At 46.1% G+C, this 18,736-nt stretch carries 11 protein-coding genes and 1 CRISPR repeat array; of the genes, 10 read left to right on the top strand and 1 reads right to left on the bottom strand.

All coding sequences use genetic code 11. The features are described from left to right. Nucleotides 1-19 precede the first annotated feature (19 nt). The 3 genes from OU814_RS30205 to OU814_RS30195 are packed head-to-tail and all read left to right on the top strand — an operon-like array spanning nucleotide 20 to nucleotide 4,588. Entirely contained in the window at nucleotides 20-1,702 is a 1,683-nt protein-coding gene (locus OU814_RS30205; protein WP_268243156.1) for a phosphate/phosphite/phosphonate ABC transporter substrate-binding protein, read from the top strand. A 50-nt stretch (nucleotides 1,703-1,752) separates the two neighbouring features. Further along, a complete protein-coding gene (locus OU814_RS30200; RefSeq protein WP_268243155.1) occupies nucleotides 1,753-3,351 on the top strand; it encodes a protein kinase domain-containing protein in 1,599 nt (532 codons plus the stop codon). Between the two features lie 37 nt (nucleotides 3,352-3,388). After that, nucleotides 3,389-4,588 (top strand): PP2C family serine/threonine-protein phosphatase, encoded by a 1,200-nt coding sequence (locus tag OU814_RS30195; RefSeq protein WP_268243154.1) that lies wholly within the window; start codon nucleotides 3,389-3,391, stop codon nucleotides 4,586-4,588. A 188-nt stretch (nucleotides 4,589-4,776) separates the two neighbouring features. Further along, nucleotides 4,777-8,258: a CRISPR direct-repeat array (repeat unit 37 nt; unit sequence GTTTCAGTCCCGTTGCCGGGATTAAGTGCGCTGATCG). Nucleotides 8,259-8,495: 237 nt separating this feature from the next. On the opposite strand, the gene OU814_RS30190 is transcribed toward OU814_RS30195, so the two are convergent. Continuing rightward, complete coding sequence (locus OU814_RS30190; protein ID WP_268243153.1) at nucleotides 8,496-9,362, bottom strand: helix-turn-helix transcriptional regulator; 867 nt, start codon at nucleotides 9,360-9,362, stop codon at nucleotides 8,496-8,498. Between the two features lie 78 nt (nucleotides 9,363-9,440). On the opposite strand from OU814_RS30190, the gene cas3 reads away from it, so the two are divergent. The 7 genes from cas3 to cas6 all read left to right on the top strand — a co-directional run bounded on the left by cas3 (nucleotide 9,441) and on the right by cas6 (nucleotide 18,734). Then, a complete protein-coding gene (cas3, locus tag OU814_RS30185) occupies nucleotides 9,441-11,615 on the top strand; it encodes a type I-D CRISPR-associated helicase Cas3' (RefSeq protein ID WP_268243152.1) in 2,175 nt (724 codons plus the stop codon). A 97-nt stretch (nucleotides 11,616-11,712) separates the two neighbouring features. Then, the gene (mntA, locus tag OU814_RS30180; protein ID WP_268243151.1) at nucleotides 11,713-12,387 is read left to right on the top strand and encodes a type VII toxin-antitoxin system MntA family adenylyltransferase antitoxin; all 675 of its coding nucleotides are present in this window, start codon (nucleotides 11,713-11,715) and stop codon (nucleotides 12,385-12,387) included. After that, nucleotides 12,384-12,857 carry a type VII toxin-antitoxin system HepT family RNase toxin gene (hepT, locus tag OU814_RS30175; protein WP_268243150.1) on the top strand — a complete coding sequence of 158 codons (474 nt, stop codon included), beginning with the start codon at nucleotides 12,384-12,386 and terminating at the stop codon, nucleotides 12,855-12,857. The genes mntA and hepT overlap by 4 nt, the downstream gene beginning before the upstream one ends. Next, entirely contained in the window at nucleotides 12,835-16,194 is a 3,360-nt protein-coding gene (gene cas10d, locus OU814_RS30170) for a type I-D CRISPR-associated protein Cas10d/Csc3 (RefSeq protein WP_268243149.1), read from the top strand. The genes hepT and cas10d overlap by 23 nt, the downstream gene beginning before the upstream one ends. A gap of 17 nt (nucleotides 16,195-16,211) precedes the next feature. Beyond that, nucleotides 16,212-17,219 (top strand): type I-D CRISPR-associated protein Cas7/Csc2, encoded by a 1,008-nt coding sequence (cas7d, locus tag OU814_RS30165; RefSeq protein ID WP_268243148.1) that lies wholly within the window; start codon nucleotides 16,212-16,214, stop codon nucleotides 17,217-17,219. Between the two features lie 6 nt (nucleotides 17,220-17,225). Further along, complete coding sequence (cas5d, locus tag OU814_RS30160; RefSeq protein WP_268243147.1) at nucleotides 17,226-17,930, top strand: type I-D CRISPR-associated protein Cas5/Csc1; 705 nt, start codon at nucleotides 17,226-17,228, stop codon at nucleotides 17,928-17,930. 3 nt (nucleotides 17,931-17,933) lie between these two features. After that, a complete protein-coding gene (cas6, locus tag OU814_RS30155) occupies nucleotides 17,934-18,734 on the top strand; it encodes a CRISPR-associated endoribonuclease Cas6 (protein ID WP_268243146.1) in 801 nt (266 codons plus the stop codon). Nucleotides 18,735-18,736: the final 2 nt, after the last annotated feature.

Raw genomic sequence — 18,736 nt, 5'->3', positions numbered from 1 at the left:
TACGAGAGGAAATGACATCATGGATAGTGCAGCACGGGAAATTTTAAGAAAGTTAGTCGAAGAACTTGGAAGTAACATTCCTGAGCATCCACAAAAATGGCGCGGCTATCTCAACGATCGATTGGCATACTATAAGCTCGAACGACAAGCTTTAACCACCGCATTAAATGATTCGATTCCAGAAGAGCTACTCTCTTCTCAAGTGTCCGTTTCTCCTCAAGTCCAGATCGAGCGCTTAGCACTGCGCTTAGTTGAGCATCATGGACTCCAACCTGAAGTTGCACGTTGGGCAGTCGAATCATGGGCATTGGCGTTAGGCATCTTAGAATTGAGAAAACCGCCTCAGCCTGCTCAATCAGAAGGAGGAACCCAAGGCAGAGGGAGGACTATTATCGACGATAGACCAAAACCGAATTGGAAACGAGGAGGGATAATCCTCGGAGCGATCGCTGCGATCGTAGCATCAGCTTTCTTTGCTCCTAAGTTCATTTCAATTGTTAGATGGGAAGATAAGCCAGCCCAAGCCGGAAAAGTGACTGCTCCAATCAATACTCTAACCGTCGGTGTCTATGTTCCCCCGCCTCCCACTCCAGGACAGAATCCTGCACCTCAAGGTCAATCGAATCAGCCTCCTTTCAATCCAAAAGAAGGCTACGAGAAGCTTGTAGAATACCTAAAAGCTGAACTCCCAAAACGCTTCGGTCGCAACATTGATGTCAAAATCGAATTTATCGAAGCAACCGGGAGAGATTCTTTTGAGCAAGTGAGAGCAAAGCTCAACACTCAAGCTTGGGACATGGTATTTACCTTCAATCCATTACTCTCAGCCAGTGCGATTCAGAATAACTATGAATTTGCTGCGAGAAATCGGAGATCGAACACAGATGACTTCAAGGTTGCACTGGTCACACGAGTAGATAGCCCCATCAGAACCCTTGAAGATCTCAACCGTAATCCTGAAACCACGATCGCACTCGGCAACATCGACAGTCCCTTTTTCTATGTTCCCGTCTATGACTCCTACGGACGAACTTTGCGTGTTGATCCCAATAATGCCACACCTGTTGCGTCAAGCAACAAAGTCTTAGAAGGTAAAGCGGATGTGGGTGTGATCTTCTCAGAATGGATCACAGACGAACCACCGACAGATCTTCCAGAACGGTTCAGAGCACTACGTCAACGTTTCCGGAGTGGACTCCGATTGATCAGTGCCAGTCGTGCTATCCCGACCGCAGGCGTATATCTTTCTCCCAAGATCGCTCAGCCAGAGCGAGAGCAACTGCGTAAAGCACTGTTAGAAGCTCCAGAAGAGACTCGCAGAGCGGCTCGTTACAGTGAAGGAACACCGGGAGACTACGCTGAACTGCTCAAGATTGCTCAGCGAGTCGATGAATTTCTAGCTTGTACTGATCCAACTCGCTGGACAGCAGGAGAGCAAATTCAATTTAGCTGTACCAATGCTCTAACGGGTCGAGTCAACGGATTTGGTCATGCAGATGAAGAAACAGAATACTTGAACCTCCAGCTTGACAACGGCAAAATGCATCGCGTGATCATACCGAAGAGTGTTTTGGCAAATGCAGGTGTCACAGAACTTGCAAAACTCGATCGGATTGCAATCAATGGTGTGAAGCCGAATGACCAAACAGGAGAGGTACGGATCACGGCAGCAAGTCAGATCAAACCAATTTCTGCACAGTAGTACTCTGCCTCAATTTAGACCAACATTCCCCTTAAACAAATGATTTCGCCATGAAAGCAGAAATTCCTGCCGGAACGATCATTCACTATCGCTATCGCATTCATTCTGTACTCGGACAAGGTGGACTTGGACGCACTTATCTCACGTTCGACATGGAGCGATTCGAGGAACCCTGTGTCTTGAAAGAGTTTGCACCCAATGGGATCAGTCATCAAAGCCTGCGAAAAGCACGAGACTTATTCTACAGAGAAGCGCAGATTCTACATCAAATTGAACACCCGCAAATCCCCAAATTCTTTGCTTACTTTGAGGAAGATGAACGGTTATTTTTGGTGCAAGAATTCATCGAAGGTGAAACCTATGCAGCGATGCTCCATCATCGCCTTGCCCACAATCAGGTCTTTTCAGAAGCAGAAGTCATTCAATTACTCAAAGCACTTTTGCCTGTCTTTAGTACCGTTCATGCTCAAGGGATTTTGCATCGCGATGTTTCGATCGACAATATGATGCAATCAAAACATACCCCCGTGTTGATTGACTTTGGAGTCGGAACGCAAGCACTTTTGCACAATGACGATCGCGCAATGATGTATGGCATTCCCTCATCATTTGTCGGCAAAGTTGGCTACGCTCCATTCGAGCAACTGAGCCAAGGACACTGTTATCCAAGTAGCGATCTCTATGCCCTAGCAATGAGTGCCATCGTCCTCCTCACCGGACGACAACCCATTCATATCCTTACCCATCCTATCGAAACAGGACGATGGCGATCCTACACCCAGGTGAGTGACGCTTTTGCTCGGATTCTAACCCGAATGCTGGCAGAGCGTCCTCAAGATCGCTATAACTCTGCACTAGAAGTTCTAACCGCACTGCAAGACATTGAATCGCCATCTACACTTGATGCTTTTACAAGTTCTCAACCTCACCAAAAAGCAGATCTCTTTACAGCGATGCCTGATCTACCGGGCGGGAAAATGGCAACTCGTCCATTGCACTTTATCTGGATTTGTGACTGTTCAGAATCGATGGCAGTTGACGGTAAAATTCAATCGCTCAATACTGCGATCGAGGAAGTCATTCCCCATATGAAAGCAGCGGCAGCAGGTAATCCTAACGCACAAGTCTTAGTTCGAGCCATTCAGTTCTCAACGGGTGCAAACTGGCTCATTTCAGACCCCACTCCACTCCAGTCTTTTCACTGGAATCCTCTTGTCGCAAATGGACTGACTGATTTAGGCTCTGCGTTACATGAAGTTGCAACCCATCTCAAATCGTCCCAGATGAGTAATCGAGCACTTCCGCCTGTATTAGTTCTGGTTTCAGATGGACAACCAACCGATAACTATCTCAAAGGATTAAATGCTCTACTCAATGAACCGTGGGGAAGAAAAGCGATTCGCGTTGCGATCGCAATCGGGCGAGATGCGGATTATGAAGTGCTTCAGCAGTTTATTGGTCATGTAGACCTTAAACCACTTCGAGCAAACAATCCTGAAGCTTTGGTACGGCAGATTAAATGGGCTTCTACTGCTGTTCTCAAAGCAGCTTCTGCACCTGCTAGTTTATCCCAAAATCATTCGATCGGCAGCCTACCCATTCCATTATCGACCCCAGTTCCAGTAGCTACGCTTGATGATGTTTGGTGAGTTAAGTTGATCAAGATCCATCCGAATAAAGATAGTTATGAATAATCTTTACTGGTGCTGCGATGGTAAATCGATTCAAGGCGCTGCTCATCAACGAACCGGATTAGTGAATCAAGATGCCATTCACTGTGAAACCATAGAATTTGAACAGCAGCGAATGTTGTTAACGGCGATATCAGACGGCCATGGGGGACAGTCTTATTTCCGCAGTCACGTCGGGGCAGACTATGCTGTTCGAGTCAGTACAAGTCTGATCAAACAGACGATCTCAGCCTGGGGGCATGATCCGATTAAATTATGCCAGAGGGTTCAAGACCTGCCTCAGCAAATTGTAGGACAATGGCGTAGAAGTGTGATTGAGCATTCGCAGCAATATCCATTTACTTCAGCAGAATGGAGCAAATTACAGACTCAAGAGCTTTTGCAGCAAGAAATTTCGCGATCGCAACTCGAAGATGATCCAAGCATTGCTTATGGTGCAACGCTATTACTTATTTTCATTACAGAAGCATTTGCTCTCTATTTTCAGGTAGGAGATGGTGATATCTTATGTGTGCAGCCAGATGGAACGACTGAGCATCCGTTACCGATCGATGCTCGGTTAATTGCTAATCGCACTATTTCTCTCTGTACTCCACAGGCTTGGGAAGAAGGACGACTTCGAGTTTGCTCTGTGCAAGAGGTACCTTTACCTGCAATGATTTTAGCTTCGACAGATGGATATGCAAATTCTTATGCAACAGATGAGGATTTTTTCAGAATCGGGATAGATTACTTACAATCAGTTCGCACAGAGGGTTTCGATCGCGTGATTGCCAATCTACCGATGATTCTAAGAGAGACTTCATATCGAGGCAGCGGGGACGATATTACACTAGGCATGATGTATCTTGAGAATGGATCGACAGTTCGTTCTGCCACCTCTTTACACTCTCCCATCATTCAGCATCCCACTACAAGACAATCACTCTTACGAATCGTGAGTCCATCCCATGGCATTCATCACGCTAAAGAACGCTTATCGTGGATTTGGCTTCCGCCTCTACTGCTCCTGATTATTGGAGCAAGCTTGCTCGCGTTCAAACGGCTCTCATCACAATTACCAGCTAGCCTTATCTATCCCATTCATCCTTCAATTCCTCAAAGTTCAATTCGACAGAATCCGATTCCACAGCGCCCTAATCAACTTCTTCCAAGACCTGTCTCCACTCCATCGAATCCGAAGAAAAATCTCTGAATTTCATAGCGAACGCATCTTATGGCAGCAGAATCTTGAGCAAATACCCTTCACCTACACGATTTGGATAGTTACGCGAGAGTAGCTATCCAAATCGTGATCTCAACTTCAAGGGGTGATAATGAGATTGAAATGTAGAAGCAATGCCCCAGCCTGCGAATGGTGGCGATGTTGACTAATTTTCCCGAGTCTCAGTCCCGCCGCCGGAATTAAATGCGCTGATCGGTGGAGCTAGCCACCAACTGACGAACTTGAACAGGTTTCAGTCCCGTTGCCGGGATTAAGTGCGCTGATCGTCAATTTGGGAGGGGCACTAAGCACTGCCTGAAAGGTTGTTTCAGTCCCGTTGCCGGGATTAAGTGCGCTGATCGTTTCCACCCGTAGCCGACCAAATCCCAGAAATCAGTTTCAGTCCCGTTGCCGGGATTAAGTGCGCTGATCGTGATCGTCAACACTAGAACGCATCCCAGGAATAATTCGTTTCAGTCCCGTTGCCGGGATTAAGTGCGCTGATCGCTGACCTAACTCAGACCCTTGCCGCAAAGTATCGTCTAGTTTCAGTCCCGTTGCCGGGATTAAGTGCGCTGATCGCATTTATGCGACCGGGCAAGTAACGAACATTGAGTTGTTTCAGTCCCGTTGCCGGGATTAAGTGCGCTGATCGACAGGGGGGATATTCTAGAAGCTCAATGATTGTTGCGGTTTCAGTCCCGTTGCCGGGATTAAGTGCGCTGATCGGTCAATCAGAAACAGATCGACTTTGCGCGCGGCTAGTTTCAGTCCCGTTGCCGGGATTAAGTGCGCTGATCGTTTTGTCGCCATCGATATACCAGAACGATTCGGGATAGTTTCAGTCCCGTTGCCGGGATTAAGTGCGCTGATCGTAGTAGATTTTTCAATGGCTGCTTAACTATGGATTGGTTTCAGTCCCGTTGCCGGGATTAAGTGCGCTGATCGCCTCTAGGCATAAATTTAGTCCACAAAATTAAATAAGTTTCAGTCCCGTTGCCGGGATTAAGTGCGCTGATCGAGGGCAAGACTTTACGCCTTCTTGGGAGGATGAAGGTTTCAGTCCCGTTGCCGGGATTAAGTGCGCTGATCGCCTGAGCACCATCTGTATTGTTGATTGAAGAATCCCTTGTTTCAGTCCCGTTGCCGGGATTAAGTGCGCTGATCGCAGAAGCCCGTAGCAGGACTGTCTTAATCGGGAACTCTGGTTTCAGTCCCGTTGCCGGGATTAAGTGCGCTGATCGTGCTCAATCCCCTTATTGTCCTGCTCCATCCGCAGGTTTCAGTCCCGTTGCCGGGATTAAGTGCGCTGATCGCGCCTTTTCGGTCAAGAACTGCTCAATTTTTGGGAGTTTCAGTCCCGTTGCCGGGATTAAGTGCGCTGATCGTTCGTGTGAGCAGCATTACAATCGCCATCAAATCTTTGTTTCAGTCCCGTTGCCGGGATTAAGTGCGCTGATCGAGTAAAACTCTTACCAGACCCAATCTGACCAGCAAGTTTCAGTCCCGTTGCCGGGATTAAGTGCGCTGATCGGTCGAGTCGAGCTAATTCGAGAATCGGTGCGTGAAGTTTCAGTCCCGTTGCCGGGATTAAGTGCGCTGATCGCTACGCATTGCACGGTCATTGGAAGTCATGGTACGGTTTCAGTCCCGTTGCCGGGATTAAGTGCGCTGATCGCTGGGGTTCGATGGCGTTGAAATTGGAATGAGCGTGTTTCAGTCCCGTTGCCGGGATTAAGTGCGCTGATCGGACCCCGTTTACTTCGTCAATACGTGGTGCTGGACATATGTTTCAGTCCCGTTGCCGGGATTAAGTGCGCTGATCGCTGATTAAACTCTTCGAGGTTTTTCGGTCGTGTGACGGTATGGTTTCAGTCCCGTTGCCGGGATTAAGTGCGCTGATCGGATAAGCCAGCCCATAGACGACACGTTCACGACGGTTTCAGTCCCGTTGCCGGGATTAAGTGCGCTGATCGCCGTTCCTAATCCCGTTCCCGTTCCTAATCCTAATAAGTTTCAGTCCCGTTGCCGGGATTAAGTGCGCTGATCGATCGTTAGGGTAGACCGGATACATGCGATACGGCTGTTTCAGTCCCGTTGCCGGGATTAAGTGCGCTGATCGATGGAAAAATACTACACGGCAATTAACTCATGAGTCGTTTCAGTCCCGTTGCCGGGATTAAGTGCGCTGATCGGCTTACTTGTGGTCAATGTTCGCTGACGAGCTAAACATGTTTCAGTCCCGTTGCCGGGATTAAGTGCGCTGATCGTTCTTGGCAATTTCACTCAGACGGACACGTTTCATAGAAGTTTCAGTCCCGTTGCCGGGATTAAGTGCGCTGATCGAGCAACTTGGTGCATCAAGTCAGAAGGGAAAAAGACGTTTCAGTCCCGTTGCCGGGATTAAGTGCGCTGATCGCTGGCATCCTCTTTCTCGAAGTTGCCGAATGCCAGTTTCAGTCCCGTTGCCGGGATTAAGTGCGCTGATCGTCAGGACATTAATGTACGCCTCAAACAGTTTTGCCTGTTTCAGTCCCGTTGCCGGGATTAAGTGCGCTGATCGGTTCTAACGGGCAGATGCTAACAGTCACGTCGGGATGTTTCAGTCCCGTTGCCGGGATTAAGTGCGCTGATCGCAAAATAATATAAGAATCTACGAAGTTTTACGATTAGTTTCAGTCCCGTTGCCGGGATTAAGTGCGCTGATCGACCTACGCATCCTGTCGATCTCGCTCCCCTATAGCAAGAGTTTCAGTCCCGTTGCCGGGATTAAGTGCGCTGATCGCAATACTCAGTTCATTGACGATGGAAAGACGGTTGTTTCAGTCCCGTTGCCGGGATTAAGTGCGCTGATCGCTTGTGTAAGCGTAGTAACGACGCGAACCCAACAAATGTTTCAGTCCCGTTGCCGGGATTAAGTGCGCTGATCGGAACCCAAGGCAACCGAATCCGCGCCCCTGGCAGGGTTTCAGTCCCGTTGCCGGGATTAAGTGCGCTGATCGGTCCTAGCCCTTCACCTAGTCCTAGTCCTAGCCCTTGTTTCAGTCCCGTTGCCGGGATTAAGTGCGCTGATCGACCGATCCGCACGATCCGCCGTAAACGTCAGCAAGTGTTTCAGTCCCGTTGCCGGGATTAAGTGCGCTGATCGAACATTGTGATTCAGTCTCTCGGTTTTTCCATCTTCTGTTTCAGTCCCGTTGCCGGGATTAAGTGCGCTGATCGGTTGGTGAAGTTTGGAGCAAGTTAGACCAAAACTGAAGTTTCAGTCCCGTTGCCGGGATTAAGTGCGCTGATCGTCAGCCTCAGCTTTCTTTCGACCCTTGCCAAGGAATCGTTTCAGTCCCGTTGCCGGGATTAAGTGCGCTGATCGTTCTTTACAACCAAGCATCGGGGGTATTTTCGCTAGAGTTTCAGTCCCGTTGCCGGGATTAAGTGCGCTGATCGGGAACGATCCAAGTCCTGAGTTCCAAGCGAAGGTTGTTTCAGTCCCGTTGCCGGGATTAAGTGCGCTGATCGATCATGGGCTTGTTTCTTTGGAGTCTTCAGTTAAGACGTTTCAGTCCCGTTGCCGGGATTAAGTGCGCTGATCGGAAGCTGCGGTTACTTTCAATTCTGGTGCTACAGGTTTCAGTCCCGTTGCCGGGATTAAGTGCGCTGATCGTCAGCCATCTGGAACCCTTACTGAACAAGGGCTGTAGAACCGATTTTGGCAAAGGTCGTCTGAAACATTGATCCCAGCCTTTATTCTACAGTGATGGCGATTTTCTGAATTGTTAAAACTATTGATTTGTCTTGGTTCTAGCGATTTGGCGAACCCCCCAGGGTTTTCGACCCCGCTTCGGTTTGTCAAAATCTCGTTCAATCATAAATCGATCGACTAATTCTGTCGAGTCTTTACTCAAGACTGAATTCCATAGCGATCGCACATCCCTAAAATCTCCTGTTTCATCAACTCCCGCACACTTTCTGGTGCAACCACTTCACAATCTTGCCCATATCGCAAAATCTCCCGAATCAACCAAAACGTACTCGACACCTGCCGCACCACCCGCCGCACTCGGGGTAACTCTTCATGCCACTCGTTCACAATATCGATCGCGCTTTTACTCCGATACGCAAACGCCAATCCCCGAAACAAATGCAACTCCACTAAAATCGTCGCTAATCCGGACGATCTCCACTGTCCATCTGCTCGACTAATCGCCGCATCTGTAATGCGATCGAGCCTGAGCGATCGATTATGCTGCAACTCCCCCAGTCCTTGCGCTTCTTCCGTCTCCTCACACCAACAATCGAGATACTGCCGATCCTCATGAGACGCGATTACCGCATACCGAATCGTGAATTGCCAAACTCGCTCCGCTGCATCTTGATACGACAACTGAAACGGCTGCTGTTGCCGAATGTATCGCTCTAGCTGCAAGCGCCAAGGCTGAACAGGCTTCGCAATGAATTGTTCTAACTCAACTCTCAATGGAATCGTCAACTCACTGCGCTCAATCAAAAGTTGCGCGATTGCAACTGCATCCTCAATCTTGCCTGCATCGACTAAAGCCGAGCGTGCTTGATTCAACGCATTGATTCGCTCAATTTTCCAATCGTGATTCGGCGCAATCGTCAATTGGCGACGTGCGATCGCTTCTACCAGTTTGGAAATATTTGCGCGATCGCCCCAAGTCATTCCCAGTTCGAGCGCCAACCTTTCTAGCTCAGCTTTATTGCGATCGGAGATCGCTAACGTGATTGATTGACCTTTACGCGCCATATGTACGTACACTTTGAACTTGCACTTTTTTATTATGCCGATATGATAGACCTATAGCAACTCGTTACGTACACTTCGATGAGTATCTACTCTGTTACACTCCAGTCAGTTTATTCTTGTCCTGCGCTAGAAGCTTCGGAGGAAGTGCAGCTTCCGGATCAATGGGTACTTTCTTGGCATCAGGCAGAAACTCTAAAAGCACTACAAGATCCAGAAATTGATGTCGTTTTTAATACAGCAATGACAGGAGATGGAAAGAGTTTGGCAGCGTATTTGAGAGTGCTTCAAGGAGACTGTTGCGCGATCGGGTTATATCCCACTAACGAGCTTGCAAGAGATCAAGAAACTCAAATTAAAAATTACATTCAACAGTTCCAGCCAGAAAATGAGCCGCGAGTTGTGAGATTGAGCGGAGCAACCTTAGAGAACTATGCAGAAAATGAAGACCTGCGGAAAAGTGCTGCGATCGCAACTCGAACTGAACAAACAGAAGTGTTACTCACCAATCCGGATCTCTTTCATTACTTACATCGAGGGGCTTATCTCATGCCCGATGATAGTCCCGATAAACTGTGGGGACGGATTGATAAAGTCTTCGAGCTATTCATTTTTGATGAGTTTCATGTATTTGCTGCCCCTCAGATTTCGAGCGTGATCAACACAATGCTATTGATCCGATCGACGAGTCGGCGCAGGAAGTTCTTATTTCTTTCCGCAACACCGAATGAACAGTTAATTCAGCGCCTGAGAAAAGCAGGGTTTCGCTGTAAAGTCATTAACCCGATTGCAGAAAATAAGTATCAATTTCCTACTTCAGTTGAGCAACAAAAGCAGCTTACATCAGAGAATTGGCGGCAAGTTGCACGATCAATTACGCTCAACTTTGTGGCGTTAGAATCCGCTGCAAAAGCATCAGAAATGTGGTTAAGAGATAATGCAGCATTAATTCTAGAACAGTTTCAGCAACATCCTGGCAGTAAAGGGGCAATCATTCTGAATTCTATCGCAGCAGTCAAGCGACTGAAGCCCTTCTTTCAAGAGCACCTCTTGCCCTACGGTTTAACAGTAAATGAGAACACGGGACTATCTGGAACGACAGAGCGAGAACGGTCTTTGTCTGCTGATCTGATCTTGGGAACCAGTACGATCGATGTCGGAGTTGACTTTAAGATCAACTTTCTCCTTTTTGAATCGTCTGATGCAGGTAATTTTATCCAGCGACTTGGACGATTAGGGCGACACGATGGCTATCAACTGAACAATCGAACGATTCAGTTCAAGAACTTTACAGCTTACGCACTTGTTCCGAAGTTTTTTACAGAGCGACTGTTTGAGAAAGACTCGCCTCCGTTGATTCAAGGTAAACAGTACGATCGTCCTTTTCTCAATTCAACAGTTTTGGATGAGTATCGGACTATCAATGATTTTCGGGGTTACTACAAACGATGGGGAGCCTTTCAGTCGCTTCATCTGGGTCGCAAATTAGGGCATAAAACGATTCGAGAACAGTATGCCAGTAGCTTAGAAATATTTCAGACCGCTTGTGAAAGTGTTTTCGATCGCTCTTTTAGAGAACTTGCTGGATTTGTCAAAGGTTGGGCGCAAGATTGGCAGAAGCTTTCGGGGAAGAAAGAGGGGAATCCAATTTATGAGGATGCCTGTAGTTTTAGAGGCTCTAGTCCGTTACAGTGCGGGATCTATGATTTGACCGAAGAGAATGAAAGCGATCGCTTTAAAACTTACGACCTCCCCGGAATTCTCAGCAATCTAGAGATTGAGATGATCAGTGAAGCAGCATTTCTGCGATCGCTCAATGAGACAGTTCAACGCACTCAGCACCCGATTCCAAAAGGTCGATTTTCTCACTGTTTAGCTTTTATGAAACTTCATCGCTATCGAGAAGAGAGAGCGAACTGGAAATTCACCTACTCAGGAGATCTCAGCGCAAAAGCTTGGCAAATCCAAGTTCTCAAAGGGATCGAAGTCTGGCAACCGGATAACTCTTGGGCAAGTGAGATCAATAAACGGCTGAGAATAGAGGGTTTGGTTGCCTATGTGGTAAAGCGTCCTGTGGCTGATGTGCGATTTAGGCTAAAGCTGCCGATGCACTTTCAGATTTATCCGATTAGTGATTCGCGCAGCTTCCATGATGCGATCTCGCCTTACGCGATCGCGTTTGGACAAAGTGCATTACTCCTCGATACCCTCGCCTATCAACTCAAAAGCAAAGGAGACGACCCGTGGATTTTTTAAGATTTCAGTCCCGTTGTCAAGATTTTTCAGCTAGTTTGAGAGAACAAAAAAATCAAATCTTCATCGGCTCCCTAACTCGCTCAGAGAAATGAAAAAAATGAATGAGCAAAATCTTCTGAAACGAATCACAGTCGATCGCAAAATTCTCGATGGCAAACCTGCTATCCGAGAGCGCCTCACTGTTGAGAACGCTTTAGAGCTAATCGCAGCAGGAGAGACATTTGAAACAATGGTAAAAACCTATCCGTGGCTGGAACAGGAAGACATCCAAGCTTGTCTGCTTTATGCTCGTCAGTTGGTGCGTCAGGAACAAGCTAAACTTTCAGATCAGCCTCCACAAACTTTAGAGGAACTGATCGAATTCGTACCGCAGATTCTTGAGCAGGTTCCCTATCTCAAATTATTAGTTCTCTTTGGCTCTAGAGCTAGAGGAGATCATGATGCAAACAGCGACTGGGATTTTGCTTTCTTATGCGATGAAGAACTCCGCAAACAATACGAAAAAGGAGGCTTCGACTTTCTCCGGATCTGGGGAGTTTTGCAGCAGATTTATAAGCTAGGTGATGATCAGATTGATGCGATCGAGATGAAAGAGTGTTCAGATTTGCTAGCACATAATATTGCAAAAGACGGACAGATTCTTTATGAACTTGAACCAGGAGAGTTTGAGCGCTTTCAGCAGCAAAAACTCATGAGTAAAGAGCAACTTAAATTTTTTCGTCAACAGCAACGAGAATCGATTCGATCCACCTTGGAGAAACTTAGACGATGAAGGAATTCACTCCAGTTACGGTTGGCAAAAAACTAGAGGGGATCGGGAGGCGATTACAACGCCTCGATCGCTTTCAATCCCTAACGTTGGATGACTATCTGCAAGATGAGGACATACAGAGCATTATTGAACGTCTACTTGAACAAGTTATTCAATCTGCTCTTGATATCAATCGAGCTTTCCTTAAGCGTGTTGCTGGAATTACTTCAGAAGGCGGAAAAGCTCCAAAAAATGCTGAAACATTCATCTTAGCTGGGCAGTATGGATTGATTTCTCTAGCATTAGGTAAACGTATGGAGAAATCAGGTGGATTTCGGAATGTACTCGCTCACTTATATGACGAAATCATTGCTGAAAAGGTATATGAAGCTCTGCAATATGCTTTGGCTGATTATCCACAGTACGTTGCAGAAGTTGAAACCTACTTAAGTTTACTAGAACAAACAGATGACGAAGAAGATACAGAATAAAGTTGAAGCAGAGCAGTTGTTGCCTGACTTAGAAGAGACGACGGCAGATTTAGATCAATCGGATGATTGGATGGATGGCTCTGAGCTAGAAGGTGAAAGCAGTTCTCGCACAATCGATCCTGGTCAACGCGAATTACTCACTCTCAAACTCCTTCGAGAAGCAATCCAGGCGCAAAATCCGAATGATGCTGTGATGCAAGATTTTGCTGAATACGTTTTACCGAATCTATTGCGAATTGCGATCGGAGTGACAGCAAAAGGCGGTCAATTCTTTGAACAACTCGATCGACAACGCGAAGCAGAAGGAAAAACTAAGGTTCGACGAGATAATGCAGGTGATCAATCACTCAATACGCATTTGTTGAATGGATTATTTCCCGCAAATCTGATTGAGCAGCGCTTGGAAAAAATGGACACAACGATTCGGCGAGTTGTGAAAGAGAAAGAACGAAGACTTGCGATCGCAGGTTTCATTCTGCACGATTTCGAGAAATTTCCAGATGCGCCTGATGACTGTCGCAAATTAGCGATCGCGCAACATCGGCAAATTATTGATCAAAAAGTTCAGCAGCTAGGACTCGATCGATTCATTGATCCGAACAATATTGAAACTTATCGAGATTACATCGATGATTTACTCTGTATTGCGTACAATGCACAGCGACGATGGGATACAAATTGGAACTTTTCTGAATATGGATTAGATCCGATTCTCAACGGTCAGAAGCTTTCAAGCCTTGCAAATCTAGCTTGTCTCGCAGATTCTTTGGCTTCGATCGTTAAACACCCATATGATGCTGAAAGCTCTAGACTCAAAGAGCTAATTCATACACTCAGCAATGGCAAGCTGAAATTTACTTATCACAGCATTTCAGAAAATCGAGGTGCTTTAACAAACGTCGTAAACAATGCTTTAGTGGATGCACATACTAGTCTCAATACAGATGAGTGTATCTATGAGCCATTACTGTACTTACCGACTGGAGTAATCTATCTCGCTATCAAAGATGCACCAGCGATCGATCCTAGCGATCTGCCGGATCGAGTTGTCAATAAAATCAAAGACCTTTGTACCGAGCAATTACGGCTTAGACAAACTGGATTTGGGCGAGATGGTAAAGGGATGAAATATGCAGACTATTACACTCTGTTCTGCGATGACCGGACTCTGATGCAAATCGCGCTAGATGCAACGTTGAGAATTCTGTCATCGACTAAAGCTTCAGTTGCTAAGAGCAGAAATGATAAATTACTAGAATTTCAGCAAAAAGGCGCATTATCAGCCGATTATGATTTCAGTTTTGGAGATGACATTCGCATTGATCAAATTGCAGAATTTGGGGATGTAATCAGTCGTAAAATTTGGGGCGATCGCGTCGAGAAAATTACAACTGCTCGCAAGCAAAATAAGAAACTGCCCGAATTGCCTGAGTTGAATCTAACGCAGAGCGTTGCTGAATCATTGGGATTAGCAGAATACTTGCCGCAGATCCGAGAGATTCAGAAAATTAATGAGACGCTTAAAGAGCAAAAAATCAAAGGCAGCACAGGCGGAATTCCTTACGAATGGTACTATCTTGCAGCAAAGTATCTAGAGCGTCATCCTGGAATTGAGAATGTTCGTGAACTCTGTGAACAGATCATTGCCTGCATTGCTGATCAGATTGAACCAATTGTTAGTCAATATCAACTACAAGATGGCTGGGAAGATCTGCGATCGTGGATTCAATCAGTAGTGATGCTTCCTCAATCGACTCCACCCACTCTGAAAGCTGATCAATTTCTCAAAGAGTTAGCGAACTACAATGCAGCCAAAAAAGTTGGACGCGGAAAGCAGTTGATCTGCTCGATCTCTCATTCTGCCTACACGGTGACTGAACAAATGGAGTCATCCGTTTTATTCACACCACAGGTTTATACCAACAAGCAAATGCTAGGAGGAGGAAACGCAAAGCGAAATATTTCTAGCATTGCTAGCTTAGAAATTATGCTGCGACAAATCTTGATGAATCAAACACAAGCTGTTGGAAAACGATTTGAGGACGGGAAATACCGCTATATCTATTTCTATCCAACTTACTACTTCACACCGGAAACCAATCGTTTTTTGCAAAAAGCATATACCAGCATTGCTCAAACGCGCTTCGATACGACCTTGCGAAATCATTTCATTTCTAAGTCTCTAGAAGCTGACTTTGGGCGAGAACGCTATCAATCAATCGATACGTTTCTAATGGATGAAGAGAAGGAGAATCGGGTCTTCAAGCTGTCTTACCCCGAAGATCAACCTTTAACCTTCTACTTCATGGCTTTGCCTCCTGGGAAAGACCCCAATGACACAGAATCTTGGGTAATGCCTGCCTGGTTAGGCTTTGCATTTCCAATGATTTTAGATGTCAAAACCGTAGTTTCTGAATCACCGATTCCGCCTTTTACAGATGGTGCAGAGTTTGAAGAAAGCGTCTTTTTAGATAGTGCGCCGCAAGCCATTCGGGTTTTAGTCAAGCGTGATCGCTTTCGGTTGGATGCGATTCTAGAAGGCTGGAACGATGCAGATGGAACTTGCTATCCCGCCCCTCTAAATGTTCTGACGGCAGCTTATGCAATTCACCTAGAAGTCAACGCCAAACAAGGCAAGGGCGGCTATGATGCGGACTGGGGAAAATTGACGGAGCTTGCCAAAGATTTTGAAACGAGTCCCCTTTATGTTTTTAACTATCTCAACCGATGGATACGCAAACAGAAAAACGACACTGCCCGAATCGAGAAAATTCGTCTCTATGCTCACCATTTCTATCCTTGCTTTGATCCTTATGTCGAATTTGATCCAACAGCCGATCGAGTAAAGCTAATTTCACCAGAAAAATCGCCCATGAATCATCCTCAAAAGCTAACTGATTTGTATCGAAAATTCTATCGAGCAAACAGACGCTATAATCCCAAAGCAAATGCCGTTCTAAAGCCGATCGATGTAGCAGCAGAAGTCCTTCTCAAAGCCGATTCAATTGTCTTTGATGATGAAACTTTAATCGCTGTTGTTGCATCAGAAGTCTTCAAGCTAATGGATCGCGTCCGAGCTTCACGCGCCGAAGGTTTTAATCAAATCTTCGATCGAGAAGAAGAACGGCAAGCCATTCTAGATTTTGCTCAATACTTTGTTGTCGAAGTTTTTCAGAAAGCCTTTGCTAGCGATCGCGCTCGTCTTGCAGGACGACAACTGAACCTGCTTCGAGATACTTGCGAGTTTCTCTATCGCTTAGAGCAAGACAAAGAAAATCGCGAACTGAAAGCGCAAGGCGAAGCACCAGAAGATGAAGATGCAGTTGTTGAGAACTAACACACAGGAGAAACAAAATGTCACTACTAAAATCAATTGATTCCAAGTTCTTTCACGATGCAATTCCCTACAAGCCAATGGGAAAGTATGCACATTTTCTAACCATTCGAGTGACCGAATCTTATCCACTGTTCCAAACGGATGGAGAACTGAACAAAGCACGAGTACGATCGGGAATCGCAGATGCAACACCGATCAGTCGCTTGACGATGTTTAAGCGCAAGCAATCTACACCGGAACGCTTAGTCGGGCGCGAACTGCTGCGAAGCTATGGCTTGATGACCGCAGAAGACTGCGAGTACAATGTCAAATTCGCGATGGACAATCCAGATTGTATTATTTACGGATTTGCGATCGGGGATTCTGGTTCAGAAAAATCGAAAGTTGTCGTCGATACTGCTTTCTCAATCACCGCATTCGATGGATCGCATGAAACTTTCACATTGAATGCTCCTTTTGAGAATGGCACAATGGCATCAAAAGGCGAAGCAGGTTCAAAACCTGGAGAAGTAACAAGCCGGATCAATCAGCAAGACCATATTCGCCCTCAAGTCTTCTTTCCAAGTATTGTGACACTGAAAGATCCAACTGAAGCAAGTTTCCTCTATGTGTTTAACAACATTCTAAGAACTCGTCACTATGGCGCACAAACCACTCGAACTGGGCGGCTTAGAAACGAATTGATTGGCGTTGTGTTTGCAGATGGAGAAATCACAAGCAATCTGCGCTGGACGCAAGCAATCTATGATCAGATGCAAGCAAAAAACACGTTAAACTCGACTGATCCATTGAATGAAGATGAAGTACTAGAAACTGCGATCGCGACTATTCAAACTCTGATGTCAGAGGAATTCATTGTGCATACTGACTTGATTGGATCTGACTTTGAGGCATTACTGACGGAAGTGAAACAGCTTACAGGTCAAGAAGCAGGAATGCGATCGCTTTTGCAACAAGCTGATGCCGAAGCAAAAGCCTATGCACAGAAACACATCAGCAAGAAATCCACTGCAAAAGCAAAGTAATTTCCAATGCCTACTTTCTACCGATGCACGCTAGAACTTCATGACAGTCTATATTTTGCAACCCGTGAGATCGGGCGACTCTACGAGACAGAACCCGTGCTGCATAACTACGCGCTTGCGTATGCTCTAGGTTTAGTAGATAGCGTGCAGCATAGGACTGTCGTCGCTGAGAAAGACGCTTACAGTTATTTTTGCCCTGAACAAGTGCCGAAATATAAAGAGCATCTTACTCCACTCAATACTCAAGCAATCTATGTGACTCCTGCAAGAGCCATGTCTCACACGACGATCTTGAGTACTTGGAAGTATGCGGACAATCGCTATCATGTAGAAATGCAACCGACAGAGCGCAATATCCCAAGTTTTGGCAGGACAAAGGAGATTGCACCAGAAAGCCGATTTGAGTTTTTCATCATCTCAGAGCGAGCGCTCAAACTGCCTAGATGGATTCGCTTGGGTAAATGGGCAAGTAAAACAGAACTGACGGCCGAAATTCTGACAAACCCGAAGCATCATCAATCGGCAGAGTTCACGATTCCTTATCTTCTCAATCCGTTAGATGTGATGTTTACTAACCAAGTCTTGAGTTATGACACTGTGAATATGCCTCCTGTCAGCTTGATTCGCAATGTCCGAATGCGTGGAGAATTTTACACATTTGAGAATTTTTCTTTGAAGATTCCGGCTCAGATGCACTATCACTTTGGGTAAGCCATGCCGCATAGTTTAGTTCTGAATTTACAACCTCAATCGCCAATTCCAGCGAGTCATTTGAGTGGGCGACATCTTCATGCACTGTTTTTGGATTTGGTACGATCGCAAAATCCAACCCTCAGCGAAACCTTGCACAAACAAACCTCTGAGAAGTCCTTTACGCTCAGTTCTTTGCAAACTCGATCGCATCAGTCGCTGCTGCAATATCAGCATGATCATGCGATCGCAGTTCCCTGCTGGTGGCGCATTTCTCTGTTAGATGATTCTTTGTTTAGTCAGTTAGCACAGTTGTGGCTGAATCTGAGTCCGAAGCAGTCTTGGCATTTAGGAGCCGCAGAACTTACAGTCACTAGCATTTTAGGAACGGCGCAGCCGAAGCAGCCTTGGGCAGGATTTAGTTCGTATGCTCAACTGTACGAGCAAGCCTCAGATCGAGATCGACAAATTAAACTTCAGTTCTGTACTCCAACCACCTTTCGTCAGACTCGGTACGATAGTGCTTTACCGACGAAAGAGTTGGTTTTTCAGAGTCTATTGCGACGATGGAATCAGTACAGTGGGATTCCATTTTCTGAAGCAGTGATTGAGCCACTTTTTCCCAGTTACTTTGACATTCGGACTGAGATCGTGATGGACAGTCGGAGTAAGTTGATTGGCTGTGTGGGTGAGGTAACATTTGCAATTTTAGGCGAAGTGGATGTGGAGACCATTCGGCAGATTAATACCTTGGCGGATTTTGCGATGTATGCCGGAGTGGGACGAAAGACACCGACGGGAATGGGAATGGTAAGGCGAAAGTAAGT

Origin of the sequence: Leptolyngbya sp. GGD (assembly GCF_026735145.1) — a bacterium.
Lineage (GTDB): Bacteria > Cyanobacteriota > Cyanobacteriia > Leptolyngbyales > Leptolyngbyaceae > Leptolyngbya > Leptolyngbya boryana.
This window is presented reverse-complemented; position numbering and strand designations above follow the sequence as displayed.

Excerpts from the sequence above, each read along its gene's own strand:
- OU814_RS30195 (WP_268243154.1), top strand. The coding sequence starts at position 3,389 with ATGAATAATCTTTACTGGTGCTGCGATGGTAAATCGATTCAAGGCGCT.
- OU814_RS30200 (WP_268243155.1), top strand. The coding sequence starts at position 1,753 with ATGAAAGCAGAAATTCCTGCCGGAACGATCATTCACTATCGCTATCGC.
- OU814_RS30190 (WP_268243153.1), bottom strand. The coding sequence starts at position 9,362 with ATGGCGCGTAAAGGTCAATCAATCACGTTAGCGATCTCCGATCGCAAT.
- OU814_RS30205 (WP_268243156.1), top strand. The coding sequence starts at position 20 with ATGGATAGTGCAGCACGGGAAATTTTAAGAAAGTTAGTCGAAGAACTT.
- cas6 (WP_268243146.1), top strand. The coding sequence starts at position 17,934 with ATGCCGCATAGTTTAGTTCTGAATTTACAACCTCAATCGCCAATTCCA.
- cas7d (WP_268243148.1), top strand. The coding sequence starts at position 16,212 with ATGTCACTACTAAAATCAATTGATTCCAAGTTCTTTCACGATGCAATT.
- mntA (WP_268243151.1), top strand. The coding sequence starts at position 11,713 with ATGAATGAGCAAAATCTTCTGAAACGAATCACAGTCGATCGCAAAATT.
- cas3 (WP_268243152.1), top strand. The coding sequence starts at position 9,441 with ATGAGTATCTACTCTGTTACACTCCAGTCAGTTTATTCTTGTCCTGCG.
- hepT (WP_268243150.1), top strand. The coding sequence starts at position 12,384 with ATGAAGGAATTCACTCCAGTTACGGTTGGCAAAAAACTAGAGGGGATC.
- cas5d (WP_268243147.1), top strand. The coding sequence starts at position 17,226 with ATGCCTACTTTCTACCGATGCACGCTAGAACTTCATGACAGTCTATAT.
- cas10d (WP_268243149.1), top strand. The coding sequence starts at position 12,835 with ATGACGAAGAAGATACAGAATAAAGTTGAAGCAGAGCAGTTGTTGCCT.